The 16565-nt window shown below is 61.6% G+C and carries 14 protein-coding genes; 4 read left to right on the top strand and 10 right to left on the bottom strand.

Going from position 1 to position 16565, the window contains the following annotated elements; all coding sequences use genetic code 11:
* From VMR03_RS18125 to VMR03_RS18115, 3 genes are all read right to left on the bottom strand, one after another.
* On the bottom strand, positions 1 to 998 hold a 998-nt coding region (locus tag VMR03_RS18125; protein WP_414693205.1), incomplete at its 3' end, for an ABC transporter permease subunit.
* A gap of 133 nt (positions 999 to 1131) precedes the next feature.
* Positions 1132 to 2394 carry an urea ABC transporter substrate-binding protein gene (urtA, locus tag VMR03_RS18120; protein WP_325407726.1) on the bottom strand — a complete coding sequence of 421 codons (1263 nt, stop codon included), beginning with the start codon at positions 2392 to 2394 and terminating at the stop codon, positions 1132 to 1134.
* Between the two features lie 79 nt (positions 2395 to 2473).
* Positions 2474 to 3283 (bottom strand): hypothetical protein, encoded by an 810-nt coding sequence (locus tag VMR03_RS18115; protein ID WP_325407722.1) that lies wholly within the window; start codon positions 3281 to 3283, stop codon positions 2474 to 2476.
* A gap of 314 nt (positions 3284 to 3597) precedes the next feature.
* Here VMR03_RS18115 and VMR03_RS18110 point away from each other — a divergent pair, with 314 nt between their 5' ends.
* Complete coding sequence (locus VMR03_RS18110) at positions 3598 to 6993, top strand: hybrid sensor histidine kinase/response regulator (RefSeq protein WP_325407720.1); 3396 nt, start codon at positions 3598 to 3600, stop codon at positions 6991 to 6993.
* Positions 6983 to 7900: a response regulator transcription factor gene (locus VMR03_RS18105; protein ID WP_325407718.1), complete on the top strand. Its 918-nt coding sequence runs from the start codon at positions 6983 to 6985 to the stop codon at positions 7898 to 7900. The genes VMR03_RS18110 and VMR03_RS18105 overlap by 11 nt, the downstream gene beginning before the upstream one ends.
* A 234-nt stretch (positions 7901 to 8134) precedes the next feature.
* Here the strand turns inward: VMR03_RS18105 and VMR03_RS18100 are convergent, their stop codons facing one another.
* The 7 genes from VMR03_RS18100 to ectA form a co-directional block, all read right to left on the bottom strand.
* The gene (locus VMR03_RS18100; RefSeq protein ID WP_325407716.1) at positions 8135 to 9364 is read right to left on the bottom strand and encodes an MFS transporter; all 1230 of its coding nucleotides are present in this window, start codon (positions 9362 to 9364) and stop codon (positions 8135 to 8137) included.
* Positions 9364 to 10725 (bottom strand): MFS transporter, encoded by a 1362-nt coding sequence (locus VMR03_RS18095; protein ID WP_325407714.1) that lies wholly within the window; start codon positions 10723 to 10725, stop codon positions 9364 to 9366. Before VMR03_RS18095 ends, VMR03_RS18100 begins: the two co-directional genes overlap by 1 nt.
* Positions 10722 to 12161: an aspartate kinase gene (locus tag VMR03_RS18090; protein WP_325407712.1), complete on the bottom strand. Its 1440-nt coding sequence runs from the start codon at positions 12159 to 12161 to the stop codon at positions 10722 to 10724. Before VMR03_RS18090 ends, VMR03_RS18095 begins: the two co-directional genes overlap by 4 nt.
* Positions 12158 to 13072 (bottom strand): ectoine hydroxylase, encoded by a 915-nt coding sequence (gene thpD / locus VMR03_RS18085; RefSeq protein ID WP_325407710.1) that lies wholly within the window; start codon positions 13070 to 13072, stop codon positions 12158 to 12160. Before thpD ends, VMR03_RS18090 begins: the two co-directional genes overlap by 4 nt.
* Before the next feature lie 38 nt (positions 13073 to 13110).
* Positions 13111 to 13521, bottom strand: coding sequence for an ectoine synthase (locus VMR03_RS18080; protein ID WP_325407708.1), 411 nt, complete (start codon positions 13519 to 13521; stop codon positions 13111 to 13113).
* Between the two features lie 14 nt (positions 13522 to 13535).
* Entirely contained in the window at positions 13536 to 14717 is a 1182-nt protein-coding gene (gene ectB / locus VMR03_RS18075; RefSeq protein ID WP_325407707.1) for a diaminobutyrate--2-oxoglutarate transaminase, read from the bottom strand.
* A gap of 118 nt (positions 14718 to 14835) precedes the next feature.
* On the bottom strand, positions 14836 to 15327 hold the full coding sequence (ectA, locus tag VMR03_RS18070) for a diaminobutyrate acetyltransferase (protein ID WP_325407724.1): 492 nt from the start codon (positions 15325 to 15327) through the stop codon (positions 14836 to 14838).
* A 303-nt stretch (positions 15328 to 15630) separates the two neighbouring features.
* Here ectA and VMR03_RS18065 point away from each other — a divergent pair, with 303 nt between their 5' ends.
* Both VMR03_RS18065 and VMR03_RS18060 read left to right on the top strand, forming a co-directional pair.
* Positions 15631 to 16116: a MarR family winged helix-turn-helix transcriptional regulator gene (locus VMR03_RS18065; RefSeq protein WP_325407705.1), complete on the top strand. Its 486-nt coding sequence runs from the start codon at positions 15631 to 15633 to the stop codon at positions 16114 to 16116.
* A gap of 83 nt (positions 16117 to 16199) precedes the next feature.
* A partial coding sequence (locus VMR03_RS18060; RefSeq protein ID WP_325407703.1) for a glutathione S-transferase N-terminal domain-containing protein occupies positions 16200 to 16565 on the top strand: 366 nt, incomplete at its 3' end.

The raw sequence follows: 16565 nt of genomic DNA, 5'->3' as shown, positions 1-16565 counted from the left end.
AGCGCCCAGCCCATGATCCCCGGCGCATGCGCGGCGACCATCTGTTGCACGACGAAGGTCGTATAGGCTCCGAGCATAATCATCTCGCCATGCGCCATGTTGATGACGCCCATGACACCGAAGGTAATCGCGAGGCCGATGGCTGCGAGCAGCAGCACCGAACCGAGCGAAAGGCCGTAATAGACGTTTTGCAACTGGTTCCAGTAGGCGAGATCCGACTGTACGCGGGCGACCGCCTTGCCCGCGGCCTCCGCCACCGCCTTGTCGTCGCTTCCGGCCGCGCCGATCAGAACGCTCAGCGCATCCTGATCGCCACGGGCCCGCAGCGTCTCGATGGCCGTGAGCTTGTCGCCCTCGCTCGAGCTGTCGCTCTGCAGCAGGATCGACGCCCGCGCCTCGGCAAGCACCTTGCGGATATCTGCTTCGGGTTCCTTCGCCAGCGCCGTCTCGATGACCGGCAGCGATTCTTCGTCATGCGATGAGAAGGCATCCGCCGCCGCCGCGCGGCGCACAGCGGCGTCGGTCGACGTCAGCGACAGGCGGGAAGACAGGCTCCGGAGGTCGCGCCGCAGCCGGTTATTGACATTGATCTTGGTCAGGTCGCCTTCCGCCACGCCCACGACAGGCGCGTCGGTCAGCGGATCGACATAGGCCTGCCTGTTTTCATTCGGCTGAAGAACGACCGTGCCGTCCGTCCGAGAAAAGAGCTTGCCATCGGCCAGCGCTGCGATGATCGCCAGCGCGTGCGGGTCGCCGCTTTCGGCGAGCTTGACGGAGATCTCCGCCTTGCGGTCGTAGTCGGCAGCCGGAAGTTCCCGGATCAGCGCCGGAACCGGAACGGCGACCTCCGCGGTCGCGGCGCCGCCCGCGGGGGCCGTGTCGGCAGATGCAGGCGCGAAAGCGAAGACGGCGAACGCCAGAAGCGCGGCAAGAAGCCCGTTCGCCGCCTTCGCCTTTCGGACCTCGGCATGTCGGACTGTCGAGATGATGGGTTTCACGATTGGCCTCCGCGCTTCAGGAAACACCGCAGCAGGATCGCAGTGCCGAAGGAAGTAAGCGTGCCGGGCGCCGGCACGCTTACGCCTTTGAAGATCAACCGGGGAACATATGAAAACCGGTTGATGCTCGCATTCAGTGCATGGCCGCGAGGCCGAGGCACTTCTTGGTCTTGGTGTCGTAGTTGCCGCAAGGCGTTCCGCCTGTCGTGGCGCCCGTCCAGTCGGAGGTCAGATCCTTCGAACCGGGCAGGAAATCCGACCACGCATCGCCGGGGACCAGCTTGCCGGTCTTCCATACGACGTCGAACTGCCCATCATCCTGCACTTCGCCGATATAGACCGGCTTGGTGATGTGATGGTTCGGAAGCATCATCGACATGCCGCCGGTGAGGTTGGGAGCCTCGATACCGGGAAGCGCCGCGATGACCTTGTCCGGATCTGTCGTGCCGGCCTTCTCCACGGCTTTCACCCACATGTTGAAGCCGATATAGGCGGCTTCCATCGGATCGTTGGTCACGCGCTTCGGATTCTTCGTGAAGGCGTGCCATTCCTTGATGAAGGTGGCGTTGGCGGGCGACTTGATCGACTCGAAGTAGTTCCAGGCGGCGAGATGGCCAACGAGAGGCTTCGTATCGACGCCAGCGAGTTCTTCCTCACCGACCGAGAAGGCCACGACGGGGATGTCTTCGGCCTTGATGCCCTGGGCCGCGAGCTCCTTGTAGAAGGGCACGTTCGCGTCGCCGTTGATCGTCGAGACGACGGCGGTCTTCTTGCCGGCCGACCCGAACTTCTTGATGTCCGAGACGATCGTCTGCCAATCGGACTGGCCGAAGGGTGTGTAGTTGATCATGATGTCTTCCGGCTTCACGCCTTTTGCCAGCAGATAGGCCTCGAGAATCTTGTTGGTCGTGCGCGGATAGACATAGTCGGTGCCTGCGAGCACCCAGCGCTTCACCTTTTCTTCCTTCATCAGATAGTCGACCGCCGGAATGGCCTGCTGGTTCGGGGCCGCGCCGGTATAGAACACGTTGCGCGAGCTCTCCTCGCCCTCATATTGCACGGGATAGAAAAGGATGCCGTCGAGTTCTTCCACAACGGGAAGAACCGACTTGCGCGACACCGAGGTCCAGCAGCCGAAGATCGCCGCCACCTTGTCGACGGCGAGCAGTTCGCGCGCCTTTTCCGCAAAGAGCGGCCAGTTCGACGCCGGATCGACGACGACCGGCTCGAGCTTCTTGCCAAGCAGGCCGCCCTTCTTGTTCTGCTCCGCAATCAGCATGAGCATGGCGTCCTTCAGCGTCGTTTCGCTGATCGCCATCGTGCCGGACAACGAATGAAGGATACCGACCTTGATGGTGTCTTCGGCATGCGCGGCGGACGTCGCTGTCGCCAGCATGATCGCGCCCGCCAATGCGCTTTTCAGGAGTTTCATGAATTCTCTCCGTTGGAGATGGAAGGAAACGGTTACGTGGCGCTCAGAAGGCGACCTGCAGGCCGATGGAGCCCGTCAGGAAGTTCTCTGCAGGATTGCCCGGCAGGGCATCGTGCTCCGTGAAATAGCCGGTCAGGCCCGCGTTGATCGACCAGGCGCCGAAGTCCGGCGAGATAAAGCTCAGCGGAACGCCAAGCGAAGCACCCGCAGAGGTGTACGCATAGCCGCTATCCGCGCCGAAATTGTCGGTGAAGAAAGCAACATTGATCGGGAAGGTCAGCGAAATGCCGTCACTGCCGAGCGCGAAAGAATGCGACACGCCGGCAATGATGACGGCGCCGTAACCCTGCGTCGTGCCTTCGTTGGTGCCCGTACGCTGGTGATAGGTCAGCTTCGGCGACAGCGTGAAGGGCATGAAACCCGAATCGTCGAGGGCGATCGAGCCTTCGACGCTCTCTTCGGCGCCACCGGCATAGTTCCACGAGCCATAGGCCGCACCCAAAGTCACGATGCCGATCGTGTAGGTGCCGCCGACATTGAGATCGATCTCCTGCAGGTGACCGCCGATCTGGCTCTTCGTATTGTCGTTGTTGTCGGTCCAGACGTTGAGGAAGATCGACGAGGCCGCCGTCGGCTTGATCACCAGGTCGCCATAGACGAAGGTGGTCGACTGGTCGCCGAAGAAGTCGTTGCCGCCGCCCCACACGTCGGAGCCGTAAGACACGAAGTGCGAGTTGTAGCTGATGCCGACATCGCCCGAGACCTTGTCGGCCGCGAAGGCGCCGACGCTGCCCGACAGCAGGGCCGCCGTGGCGGTTGCGACAAGCAGCTTCGCCTTGGAAATATGACGCATATGGAAACCCCCATCTTTTGTGGCGGACAGGTGCCAGCCCGCTGTGCCCGTCCGGAAAGAGTGAACTCTTGTCGGGCTCGACGGTCGGGGGATTTGTGCAGTGCAGCCATACGCGTTTTGACGTAGGCGCCTGCGTCATTCGCGAACCGCCCGCGCCGAAGACGCGTTCAGCACCTTGATATCGTTGTATAAATTCAGGTGAAACGATTTGGTCACACTTGCGGATCAATACGAACCCGTCCTATGCGCCCCCCTTCCCTTGTGCATTGCAAAAGGCAACGCTTAAGCTGTCGCAGAGAGGGACGGGGTAGCCGATGAGTGTTGGACGACAGACAATTCTTCGTGAACGGCGGCAGTACAACCAGTGGGTCGCCAACGAGACCATGGAGGACTACGCGCTTCGCTTCACGGCGTCCAAGGCCCGCAAATGGTCGACATTCCGTGTCGCGAATACCGCGCTCGGCACGGTTTCCTTTCTCGTCCTCGAGGCGATCGGCGCAACCATCACACTGCGATATGGCTTCACCAATGCGGCGGCGGCCATTCTCGTGGTCGGCGCAATCATCTTCGCACTGGGAATGCCGGTCAGCTATTACGCCGCGAAGTACGGCGTCGATATCGACCTTCTGACGCGCGGCGCGGGCTTCGGCTATATCGGCTCCACCATCACCTCGCTGATCTACGCCTCGTTCACCTTCATATTTTTCGCCTTGGAAGCCGCCATCATGGCACACGCGGCGGAGCTGTGTTTCGGGCTGCCCCTCGGGCTCGGATATCTGTTCAGTGCCCTGATCGTCATTCCACTCGTCACTTACGGGTTCACGTTTCTAAGTCGATTTCAGTTCTGGACGCAGTTCATCTGGCTCGGTCTTCAACTGATCCCGCTGGTCTATATCGGCTCGCAGGGGCTCCTCTCCGTCGGACAGTGGCGCGGCTTCACCGGCGAACTCGGCCCCGTGGACGGCCATTTCGACCTGATGCTGTTCGGTGCCGCGGCATCGGTCGTCTTCGCGCTCGTGCCTCAGAATGCCGAACAGGTCGACTACCTGCGCTTCCTGCCGAGACAGCGGAAGGGACGGCACTGGCAATGGTGGACGGCGCTCATCTGTGCCGGACCGGGATGGATCGTGCCCGGTATCGTCAAGATGCTGGTCGGCTCCTTCCTCGCCGTCCTATTGCTGAAGGCCGGCATGGCTTCGTCCGACGCCGCGCAGCCCGCACAGATGTATCTCTTCGCCTTCCAGCGGGTCCTTCACAACGGCGACGCCGCCATCGCCATCACGGGTATTTTCGTCGTCGTCTCCCAGTTGAAGATCAACGTGACCAATGCCTATGCGGGTTCGCTTGCCTGGTCGAACTTCTTCTCGCGCCTGACGCACAACCATCCGGGCCGCGTGGTCTGGGTCGTCTTTAACGTGACGCTCGCCTGGCTGCTGATGGAACTCGGCATCTACGAGACGCTGGAGCGCACGCTTGGCCTCTATTCGAACATTCCGGTCGCCTGGATGGGCGCCATCGCCGCCGATCTCACCATCAACAAGTCGCTCGGCCTTAGCCCCCGCCACATCGAGTTCAAGCGCGCCTACCTCTATGACATCAATCCGGTCGGCGTCGTCGGCATGCTGCTCGCGTCGATCGCCGCCATCGCCACCTATGCAGGCGTCTTCGGCGCCGCCTATCACGGCCTCGCCCCCTTCGTCGCTCTCGGCGTCGCCTTCACCGCCGTTCCCGCCCTCGCCTTCCTGACCAAGGGCCGCTTTTATTTCGTCCGGACACCCTCCGCGCAAACCGCTCCGGAAGAGTTTCGGGAAGTGAAATGCTGTATCTGCGAGCATCATTTCGAGCCGGAAGACGTCGCGGAGTGCCCCTTCTATTCGGGACCGATCTGCTCGCTCTGCTGTTCGCTCGACGTCCGCTGCAGCGATCTTTGCCGCGAAGGAGCGCGGCTTTCGGAGCAATGGAGCACGCTCCTCACGCATGCGCTGCCCGCCTTCGTCGGTCGCCACCTCGACCGTCAGCTCGTGAAATATCTGGGCCTGGTGCTGATCTGCAGCAGCGCCGCCGCCATGCTGCTATCGATCATCTATGTGCATATGGCGAGCCTGACCGGAACGCTTCATCCGCTCGTCGCCACTACGCTTTTCAACGTCTTCTTCGTGATGGTGGTCGTCATCGCGATCGTGGTCTGGCCGTTCCTTCTCGCCAGCGAAAGCAGCCGCGTCGCCCGCGCGGAGACCAGGCAGCAGACCAACATGCTGATGCAGGAAATCGAGGCGCACCAGCGTACCGACCTCGAACTTCAGAAAGCAAAGGAAGCCGCCGATGCCGGCAGCCTCGCCAAGAGCAAATACATTCAGGGCATCAGTCACGAACTCAGAACGCCGCTGAACGCCGTTCTCGGCTATGCGCAATTGCTGGAGACGAACAATGCGGTGGCGCCGCATTTCAAGCACAGCGTCCGCGTCATCCGGCGCAGTGCCGACCACCTCTCGAGCCTCGTCGACGGGCTCCTCGACATCTCGATGATCGAGGCGGGACGGCTTCAGATATTCCGCGACGAAGTCCGCCTCAACGATTTCCTTGGCCAGATCGTCGACATGTTCAGCCTGCAGGCGAAGGAAAGCGGCCTCGATTTCGTCTACATCGCGCCGCCGAATCTTCCCGATGCCGTCTATACCGACGGCAAACGTCTTGGCCAGATTCTCATCAACCTCCTGCAGAACGCCATTCGCAGCACCAGGCAGGGCAGCGTCACGCTGCGCATCACCTATTCGAGCCAGGTCGCGCGCTTCGACATCGAGGATACGGGTATCGGCATCTCGCCCGAAGATCTGGAGCGTATCTTCAAGCCCTTCGAACGAATCGAATCGCCCAGCCATCCCGCCAAGCGCGGCACGGGCCTCGGCCTCACCATCACGCGGCTCCTGACCGAAGCCATGGGCGGCGAGATCACGGTGAGAAGTACGCTCGGCGCCGGAAGCTGTTTCAGCGTCCGGCTATTGCTCTCGTCCGTCCCCAAGTCGCGGCACATGCGTCAGGTGACGCGCGATCCGGTCGTCGGCTATGAGGGCACTCGCCGGACGATTCTCGTCGTCGACGACGATCCGGCGCATGTGGCCTTCGTGAACGACGCCTTGGCGAGCCTCGGCTTCGCCGTCGTCGTCGCAGAAAGCGGTCTGGAATGCCTTGACGTGGCGAGCCGGGCCGATCCGGATGCCGTATTGCTGGATATTTCGATGCCGGGAATGGACGGTTGGGAAACCGCGCGTCGCCTGCGGGAAAGCACGGATCGCCGCGTCCCCATCATCATCATCTCGGCCGATCCGCGGCAGGAAAGCCAGCGCGTCCTCGCCGCCGAGGATCACGACGCCTATCTGATGAAGCCGCTGCGCCTGTCGGTGCTGCAGGAAACACTCAAGACCCTGATGGATGTGAGATGGATCGAGGCGGCCCCGGATCGCCTTGAGCCGGTCGATCTGGCGACGACTGTTCTCAGTCCCGAGAAGATCCCGTCCGCGCTCCATCTCGCCGGCTTGAAACAGATGGGAGAAATCGGGCACATACGCGGCATCCTCGCGAAGCTCGATGAAATCGGAGCGGCCGAGCCCGATACGGCGCCGACGCTGGATCATCTCCGCCGTCTCGCGGAGGAATGCGACATTGAGGGATACAACAGCATGATCGAAGTACTGGCACGCAATGAAGTCTGACGCCGCACCCCAGGCGATCGTGCTCGCCGTCGACGATGCGCCCGAGACGTTGAGTCTCCTGACCGATATTCTCGAGAATGCGGGCATGACGGCCCTCGTCGCCCGCAATGGCGTCAACGCGCTGTCGCTCATCGGCCGTATCGCGCCTGATCTGATCCTGATGGATGCGGTGATGCCTCAGATGGACGGTTTTGAAACATGCCGCCGCATCAAGTCGGAAGGCGGTCTTCCCCATGTCCCCGTCATCTTCATGACGGGCCTCACCGACACCGAACATGTGGTCAAGGGCTTCGAGGCCGGCGGCGTCGACTACGTGACGAAGCCCGTCGAGCCCGATGAGTTGCTCGCCCGCATCCGCGTGCACCTGATGAATTCCCGTCTCGTGCAGAGCGCCCTCGCGGCGCTCGACGTCTCGGGCATTCCGCTGATCGCCGTCGATTCGCGCGGCGGCATTCTCTGGATGACGCCCGAAAGCGTGAAGCTCCTTTCGGGGAGCGCGAAGGTGGCGCCGGAGGAAGAAGAGATATGGCGGGCCGAAATCGCGCCCGTCCTCGCGCAAATTCATGAGAAGAAGCTCAGCAAGCACCCTCTTCGCGGGACGACATCGCAATCGATCTTCGCGTCCTATATCGGCGAATCGCGCCAGGGCGAACATCTCATCCGGCTTCGCGAGGCGAGCGCGTCAAGCGAGGAAGATCTGCTGCGCAAGCATTTCCAGCTTACGGGTCGCGAGGCCGAGGTGCTGCTCTGGATCACGCAGGGAAAGTCGAACCGCGACGTCGCGGAAATCCTCGGCTTCAGCCCCCGCACGGTCAACAAGCACCTCGAACAGATATTCCACAAGCTGAGCGTCGAAAACCGTACCGCGGCCGCGATGCTGGCCGTGCGCGTTCTGACAGCCAACTGACCGGCAACGCTCCGACGAAACATGGATCAGGTGACGACCGTTGCGGCGTCGCGCCCGGTCCCCTCTTTCATTTCACCGAGCTCCAGCACAGCGGCGTTGATCTCCGCCAAAGCATCCGGATGTTCAGATCGACGCCATGTCAGATTTTAGTCAGGCCCCGGATCGTCTCGCCGCTTCGAAGGCTCACCGAGACGTTCCGCCGGCACAAGGATGCCAAGGTCCAGGCCCTCCGCTTCAGACCTCTTCGGCGGCGCGCGGATCGAGGCTGGCAGACATGGGCGTGGTGCGCGGGAGAATCTGATAGGGCTGCTGAAGCACATTCGGCACCGGCACGCCGATCCGCTGACGCCAGAGGGCAAACCCGAAGGCTCCGAGAGCACAAGTCGCGATAAAAGCATAGAGCCCCGCAGGCCCCAACATCATCATTGCGAGTGCGCCGGCCACCGGCCCCACGGCGGCCCCGGCGGAATAGGCGAGGACGAGACCGCCGCTGGCGCTCACGCGTTCCTCTCGCGAGAGATGGTCGTTCGTATGCGCGACACATAGAGGATAAAGAGCGAAAGTCAGACCGCCAAAAATCCCGCCCAGAAACAGCAACAATCCTCCGGGTGCTCCGAACAGCGCGATGCCGACGCTCACCGCCACTGTTGCGGCGAAAGTGCCAACGATCACACGTCGCCGGTCGAATCTGTCCGACAGACGGCCTATCGGCCATTGCAGGATGACTCCGCCGAGAATGACGCTGCTCATGAAGATCGCGGCGGCGGCGATGTCGAGTCCCAGTCTGCGAACATAGACGGCACCGAGAGCGTAGAAGGCGCCGAGCATCAACCCGGTAATCGCCGCGCCGACGATGCCGAGCGGTGACACACCGTACAGCCTGCGCATCGTCAGCGGCGGACGGGGCTCGAATGCCGGTCCCGATATCCGCGTTACGGCTACCGGAATGACCGCGAGCGAGAGCAGGATCGAGGCGGCCATAAACGGCATCGACGGCTTGTCGTGGCTGAGATTGAGCAGGAACTGGCCAATAGCTTGCCCCGCATAGAGCGCGATCATGTAACTCGCGAGCACGGAGCCGCGCGTTTCAGGCTCCGCGCGCTCGTTGAGCCAGCTTTCGAGGCAGACGAAGACGCCCGCCATGCAGAAGCCATCGATGAAGCGCAATGCTGCCCAGAGGGCGGCGTCCTGGTGAACCGCATAGGCAAGCGTACTCGCCGAGAAGAGCGAAACAAAGGTCGCGAAGGCGCGAATATGGCCGATGCGCTGAATGAGCGCCGAAACACACAACGACCCGACAGTCAGGCCGACGAAATAGGAAGTTGCGACCAGGCCGATCAGCAGCGAGGTCGTTCCCCCCGCCTCGAGCTGGAGACTGATCAGCGTCGCCAGAAATCCGCTGCCCGCCATCAGCATGAAAATGGCGCCGAGCAGACTTCTCACTGGGAGGATGGTGCCAAGCATCAAGCGATCGACCGGATCCCCGGGGCATCGTTCGAATCCAATGCCTGCAATTCACGCATCGACCTTTCCGTTCCCGGAATCTCGGTCCCCCGCAACGAATGCCCCGCCGTCTCCACAACGAATATCAAGGCGATTCCTCCAATCACGCAGGCCCCCATCATGAAATAGGCGGGGACGAGATTGGTTCCGGTGATGCCGATCAACCAGTCGTTGACGGCCGGGGCCGTGCCTCCGAAAAGCGATGTCGATACGTTGTAGGCGATCGCAAAGCCGGCAAAGCGAACTTGCGTCGGGAACATTGCGGGAAAGGTCGCCGAGATCGTCGCAAGCTGCGGCACATAGAGAAGTCCAAGCAACGCAAAGCCGAACATCGCCTCCACGAAGCCCGCCGCCATCAGGTGATAGAGCGGAATGGCGAGAATGAAAATTCCGCCGAGCGACAGCCACCATAGAGGTTTCCGACCGACCCTGTCGGACAGGTACCCGACGAAGGGCAGAAACAGCATCATGAACAGCATGCCGACGATTGGCACGATCAGGGACTCGTCGGTCGTCAAGCCGAGCTGGGTCGCGAAGTAGGTCGGCATGAAACTCAGAAGGGTATAGTTGACCGCATTGAGCGCCACGACCAGGCCCGACAGAACGAGAAGAGGGCGCCAATACGCCGACACGAGGTCTCGCAACTCCACTCCGATCGCCTTCTCCTGCTCTCCGGCCCGCTCGATTTCCTGAAAGACGGGCGTATCGTCCATCTTCGAGCGCAGATAAACGCCGACAAGGCCGAGCGGCGCGGCGACGAGGAAAGGCAGACGCCAGCCCCAATCGTGCATGGCTTGGTCGCCGAGCACGAGAGAGAAGCCGAGCATCAGGAGAGCGCCGAGGGAAAATCCTCCAAGCGTCCCGAACTCCAGAAAGCTGCCGTAGAAGCCGCGCTTCTCATCCGGCGCGTACTCGGCCATGAACGTCGCAGCGCCGCCATATTCGCCACCAGTCGAGAACCCCTGCACCATGCGCAGGACCACGAGCAGCAGCGGCGACCAAAAGCCGATCGCCGCATAAGACGGAATGAGGCCGATACAGACGGTCGAGCCCGCCATCATCAGGATGGTAAGAGCGAGTACCGACTTGCGCCCCAGCGTGTCACCCAACGGGCCCCAGAAGAGACCTCCGAACGGACGGACAAGGAAGGAGATTGCGAAAGTCGCGAGTGCGAACAGGGTCGCCTGCTGCGCGTCGCCCGGAAAGAGCGCCGAGGAGATGTAGGAAACGCCGTAGGCGTAGATACCATAATCGAACCACTCCGTGGCGTTGCCTATCGCGGAAGCGGTGACCGCCCGTCGTAGAACTCTCCTCCCTGTCACGCGGCTTCGCCTTTCATGGCTTGCGGGCACCCGGCGACCAGCGCATCGTGCAACACGCGTATGGCCGCATCGAAATCTTCGGGCTCGACGAGAAATTGTATGTCGACATTGCGAATCTGGTGCTGAAGGCCGATCACATTGATCTTCACCCTCGCCAGCGCCGCCATAGCCTCGGCGACGAGCCCCGGTTGGCTAATGTCGCTGCCGATGACGGCGACCATGGAGACCGGGCGCGCCGAGACGGACGACGTCGGATAATGCGCCTCGATATCTGCTATCACGCCGCGCAAGCTGGCGGCTTTCGTCGATATATAATGAGTGATCGTATTAGCATTCGAAGACTTGCTGACGATCCAGACCTTGTGCCGCGTCAGCGCATCAAGGATCGCCGCGTCGTAGCCCTTCTCTCCTACCATATCCTGCTCGAAGAACTGCAGCGCGAAGAGCGAGCGCAACCCGGCTATGATCTCGACTCGCGGCTTGTCTGAAACATATTCACCGCAGATCAGCGTCCCCTCGTCTTCCAGATCGAAGGTATTGCGGACACGAAGAGGAATTTCGGCCTGACGCAGTCCGCGGCCCGCGCCGGGATGAATGGCCTCCATCCCAAGATTGGCGAGCTGGTCGGCGACGTCGTAATTGGTGCGCCCGATCTTGCGCGCCCTGTCCGCGCCGACGAGTTTCGGGTCCGCGCTCGAGAGATGAAACTCCTTGTGAATGATGGCCTCTCGCGCGCCGGTCAACACGGCGATACGCGAGAAGGTGATCTCCGAATAGCCGCGGTCGTATCGGCTGACCATGCCCCCCTTGCAGCCGACATAGCCGGTGACGACCGGCATTTCCGTTGCGAGATTGACCTTGGAAAGAGCCTCGGCGATCCGGTCGTCCAGCGTCGGCATATCGCTTTGCCCCCAACCCGTGAGATCGACGAGGACAGCATTGACGCCGCGATCGCGCAGCAGCAGAACGGTATTGTAGGCGCTATGGGCCTCGCCGAGGCCGGCCAGCATTTCGCGCATGGTCGCAAGAGGTTCGGTCAGCAGAAAATGGCCATGCCTGCGCAGCCGGTCCAGGTCTTCGAGGCAGCCCCGCATCTCATCTATACGTTCATCGATGAAGCGATCGGCTTCCGCCAGGCTTTCAGCACGCGCAAACATCTCCGCATTGCGCGCTTGCATGACAGAGTGCGCTGCCGACAGGGCTCCTTTCCAGGCGTCACCCTCCTCGTCGGCGACAAAGAGCGCATAGACGCCCGGCACGCCGCTCTTCTTGTGTTCGAGCAGAAGATCCGTGATGCCGGCATAGGCGGAAACGACGAAGATACGCCGATAGAGATCTGCGCCTTCGCGGCCCGCGATCAGCACATTGGCGAAAACCGTCTCCGCGGCGGCCATGGAAGTACCACCAATTTTCTCGACGCTATGTCCTCCCGTCATATCGCCGCCTCCATCGACCGTCCCCTGGCGGAGATCAAGGGACGCACCTCCCTCGCTGCGATGAACGAAGGACGAGGCCTCACGGCGCCGAAGGGTTCGACCAAACGATTGGAAACCGCATTGTAGACGATGAAGGCGTTCGACCGCGGAAGCGGAGTGATGTTGCCATTGGAGCCATGCATCATGTTGCAGTCGAATATGACGACGGTCCCCGGCTCACCGATGGGCGCGACGATGCCGTGCTCTTCTGCCAAGCTCGCGAGGATCTTCTCCTCAGGGACGCCATATTCCTGCTTTTTCAACGACGTCAGATAGTGGTCGTCTGGCGTTTCTCCGACACAGGTCACGAATTTACGGTGCGACCCCGGCATGAGCATCAACGGACCGTTGTTCGGCGTATTTGGCGCCAGCAGAACGGACATCGAAAGTGCCCGCATGCGCGGCATGCCGTCCTCAACGTGCCAGGTCTCGAAATCCGAATGCCAGTAGAATTCTTTTCCCCGGAAGCCCGGCTTGTAGTTCAGTCGAGACTGATGGACATAGACATCGTCGCCAAGCAGGAACCTTGCGACGCCGGCAAGCCGTTCGTCGGCGGCAAGCCGCGCCAGATGAGTGCTTTGCTCGTGGATACGGAAGATCGAGCGCACCTCGTCGCCGCCAGGTTCGGTGACGACGGTCTGGGGATTGAGCCCGGACGTGTCGGCGAGGAGCCGGCTCGTCTCCGCCTGGAGGCATTGGACCTCGTCGGCGCCGAAAACATTCTTGAGAACGAGGTAACCCTGTTCGTCGAACTGCAGGGCCTCCTCTCGGTTCAGCGGCGCCGATGCGGTCCAGGCCCCGTGAAGGACCGGATCGCGACGCGGCAGCACCTCGGCCTGCGCCGAATTGCGCGATGGATAGAGATCTTGCATGGGTCTTTCTCTTTGACTCGGATCGACCGGGATTCGGCTCAACTGGCGAACGACGCAGCGGGAATATCCACGTCGGCGGGATAGGCTCCGCTTTCGTCATGCACTTCGCGGCCGGTTACGGGCGGATTGAAAACGCAGGCGGTGACAATGTCGGTCCTCGGCCTGACGATATGTTCGTCATTGGCATTCAACGCGTAGAGAACGCCCGGCTTCAGCTGGTGCGTCTCGCCCGTTCCGATATCTTCGATCACTCCCTCTCCGGCGAGCACGAACACGGCCTCGAGATGATTCTTGTAATGCATGCGCAGTTCCTTGCCGGCATACATGGTCGTGATGTGGAAGGAAAATCCCATTCCCTCGTCCTTCAGCAGAAGGCGGGCGCTCTCCCAACCGTCTGTGACGACATTGCGGTCCGACGCACGCGTCTGATCCAGTTCTCTGATGAGCATGGCTTCTCTCCTTGTCAGTCCGCGGCAACGATGAAAGCTTGCGCCAGCGCCTGGCGCACGCAGCGCTCGAGAATGTCTAGGCCCTGCGCGAAGACGTCATCGTCGATGACCAGGGGTGCGAGTATCTTGACGACTTCGTCATGGGCGCCGCTTGTCTCGACGATCAGGCCATGCTCGAACGCCGCCTTTGTAATCCGGCCGGCAATCTCCCCCGATTCAACGACGAGACCGCGCATCATGCCCCGGCCACGCGCAACCAGGTCGTGTTTTGCGGCCATCTGCTCAAGACGCATACCGAGATAGTCGCCCCGGCGTTTGACCTCATTCGCGAAGGTGTCGTCGCTCCAGAAGTGGCACAGAGATGCCGTCGCCGTGACAAAGGCATGATTGTTGCCGCGGAACGTGCCGTTATGCTCGCCCGGCTTCCACTGGTCGAGTTCCGGACGAAAGAGCGTCAGCGCAAAGGGAAGCCCCATGCCGGAGAGCGATTTGGCGAGCGTCACGATATCCGGCACGATCCCGGCTTCCTCGAAGCTGAAGAAGCCGCCCGTCCGCCCGCAGCCGGCCTGAATGTCGTCGACGATGAGAAGCGCCCCGTGACGCTTCGCGATCTTGGCGATGCTGCGCAACCAGGCGGAAGAAGCGACGTTGAGCCCGCCTTCGCCCTGCACGGTTTCGACGAGGATTGCTGCGGGCGCATCGAGACCGCTCGACGGATCGGAAAGGCGCTGGTCAAGCAGCCGGGCCGTGTCGACATCCGGTCCAAAGTAGCCATCATAGGGCTCGTGGCTGACATGATTGAGAGGCACGCCTGCCCCGCCACGCTTGCCCGCGTTGCCCGTGCACGCGAGCGCGCCCAGCGTCATGCCGTGAAAACCATTCGTGAAGGCGACGACATGTTGCCGACCGGTTACCTTGCGGGCGAGCTTTAGCGCCGCCTCGACCGCATTGGTCCCCGTCGGTCCGGTGAACATGGCCCGGTAGTCGAGACGGCGCGGTTTCAGGATCAACGCTTCGAACGTCTCGAGAAAATCCGCCTTCGCCTCGGTATGAAGATCGAGACCATGGGTTATTCCATCGGCGGCGATGTAGTCGAGCAGCGCCTGCTTCAGCACCGGATGATTATGGCCGTAATTGAGAGTTGAGCAGCCCGACAGAAAATCGAGATAGCGCCCCCCCTGTCGTCGTGCATCCACACACCTTCGGCGCGGCCGAACTGGCGCGGCAACGAGCGTGCATAGCTGCGCACCCGGGATTCCATGCGTTCGTAAAGCGCGGTATCCGGCTTGGCACGCGTCGGTTTGGGTTGAATGGTCATGATTTCTCCTTTTCCGACGGAATGTTTGGGGCGGCGAGCGGACCAATCGAGACCAGAAACTCGGTGTCGTGCGCTCCCGCGAAATGCGCGTCGCGATCGAAGATCGGTCTGCGCGCGAGCTTCGCGCCCTGCCGTCGCGCGAAGGAATTGAAGAGAGCCCAGGAGGCCCCGTTTTCCTCGGTGATGGTGGTGGTTAACGTCGTGACGCCCTGCAGGGCAGGCCGCGCAATCAGATGCTCAAGCATCCGGCACCCGAGACCGAGGCCGCGCGCCGACGGATGGACGGCCACCTGCCAAACGAAGACCCGGTGCGGCTCTTCAGGGGGGCGATAGGCCGATATCCAGCCGACAATAAGCCCGTCGCGCTCCGCGACGACACAAGTCCGCGCGAAATGCGTGCATTGAAGCAGATTGCAATAGGCGGAATTCGTATCAAGCGGCGGACAGGCGCAGATCAGCGCCGAAATCGCCGGCCCGTCTTCCCCGATCGGCTCTCGAAAGCCGAGCGGATCACGCTCAAAGAACTCCGCTCCGTCCTGTCCGCCCGCGCGGATTGGACGGGGCTGTTTCTGCTTGACGATACCGATTGCTTCGTTCCCCGAAATTGTTTTCTTCGCTCAGAATTTCGCGTGCCCCGTTCTTGGGCATGAAATAGGCCATTTATGCTCAATTTTCAACCCGCTTTATGCCTTTTGAGGTCTCTGGGGCTTACAAGTCCTTATAATTACTTCGGTTATGAATGTTTTTTATGCCGCTTGGCAGCCCGCGTTCGACGCGGTAACCGTTGGTTCATGGACAGACAGATCACCAATGCGGCCCTCCGCGCCATCCGGCGCATTCTCCGCGCGACCGACCAGGGCGGGCGCAAGCTCGCGGCGGCGACAGGTCTGACGCCCTCACAGATTCTCGTGCTGCAGCAAATAGAGAGAAGCGGGGAGACGACGCCCAGCGCCGTCGCCTCGGCACTCCAGTTCGGTCAGGCCACGGTGACGAACATCGTGGACAAGCTCGAAGAGGCTGGGCTCGCCACGCGGCGCCGGAGCGATCGCGACAGACGCCAGATCCTGCTGAAGGCGACATCGGAAGGGTGCGCAATTCTGGAGAGCGCGCCCGATCTTCTTCAGGAGCGGTTCCGCGATCGCTTCGAGGCCCTGCCCGCTTGGGAACAGGCGATGATCCTCGCCGCGCTGGAGCGCCTCGGCCAACTGCTCGATGCAGCCGACATCGACGCAGCGCCCCTGATCGATGCAGGCATCATCGATCGCTCTCTCAGATGAACTTGGGTGGCGCCCGACCGAGCGATGGGTCCCGGCTTTTAGATCGCTTCGATGCGTTGAAGGCGGAACCGCAATAGCGACGAATGTCTTCGGCTTCTCGTTGCTTCCGCTTCGCCGCCGGAATGCCCTTCTCGACATTCAACTGCGTGAGTCACCCTAGGACACCTTGGAGTGTTGCTCATTGCACACGCAGCCCACTCAAGAGATTGGCCTATGAGGTGAAGCCTGTCGACCTTCGCGCCGGCGCGCAGGCAACGGCGCCCTTCATGGAGATGAATCCCCAGGGCCTCGTCCCTTGCCTCGTCGACGACGAAATATTCCTTACCCAGAGCCTCTCCATCATTGAGTATCTGGATGAACGCTATCCCCTGCCCGCCCTGCTTCCCGCGCAGCCCATATTGCGAGCGCGCGCACGCGCGGCGGCTCTCGCCATCGCGTGCGACATACAT

This window comes from Parvibaculum sp. (genome assembly GCF_035511255.1).
Lineage (GTDB): Bacteria > Pseudomonadota > Alphaproteobacteria > Parvibaculales > Parvibaculaceae > Parvibaculum.
Note: the sequence above shows the minus strand (reverse complement) of the source record. Positions and strands in the feature narration are given on the sequence as shown.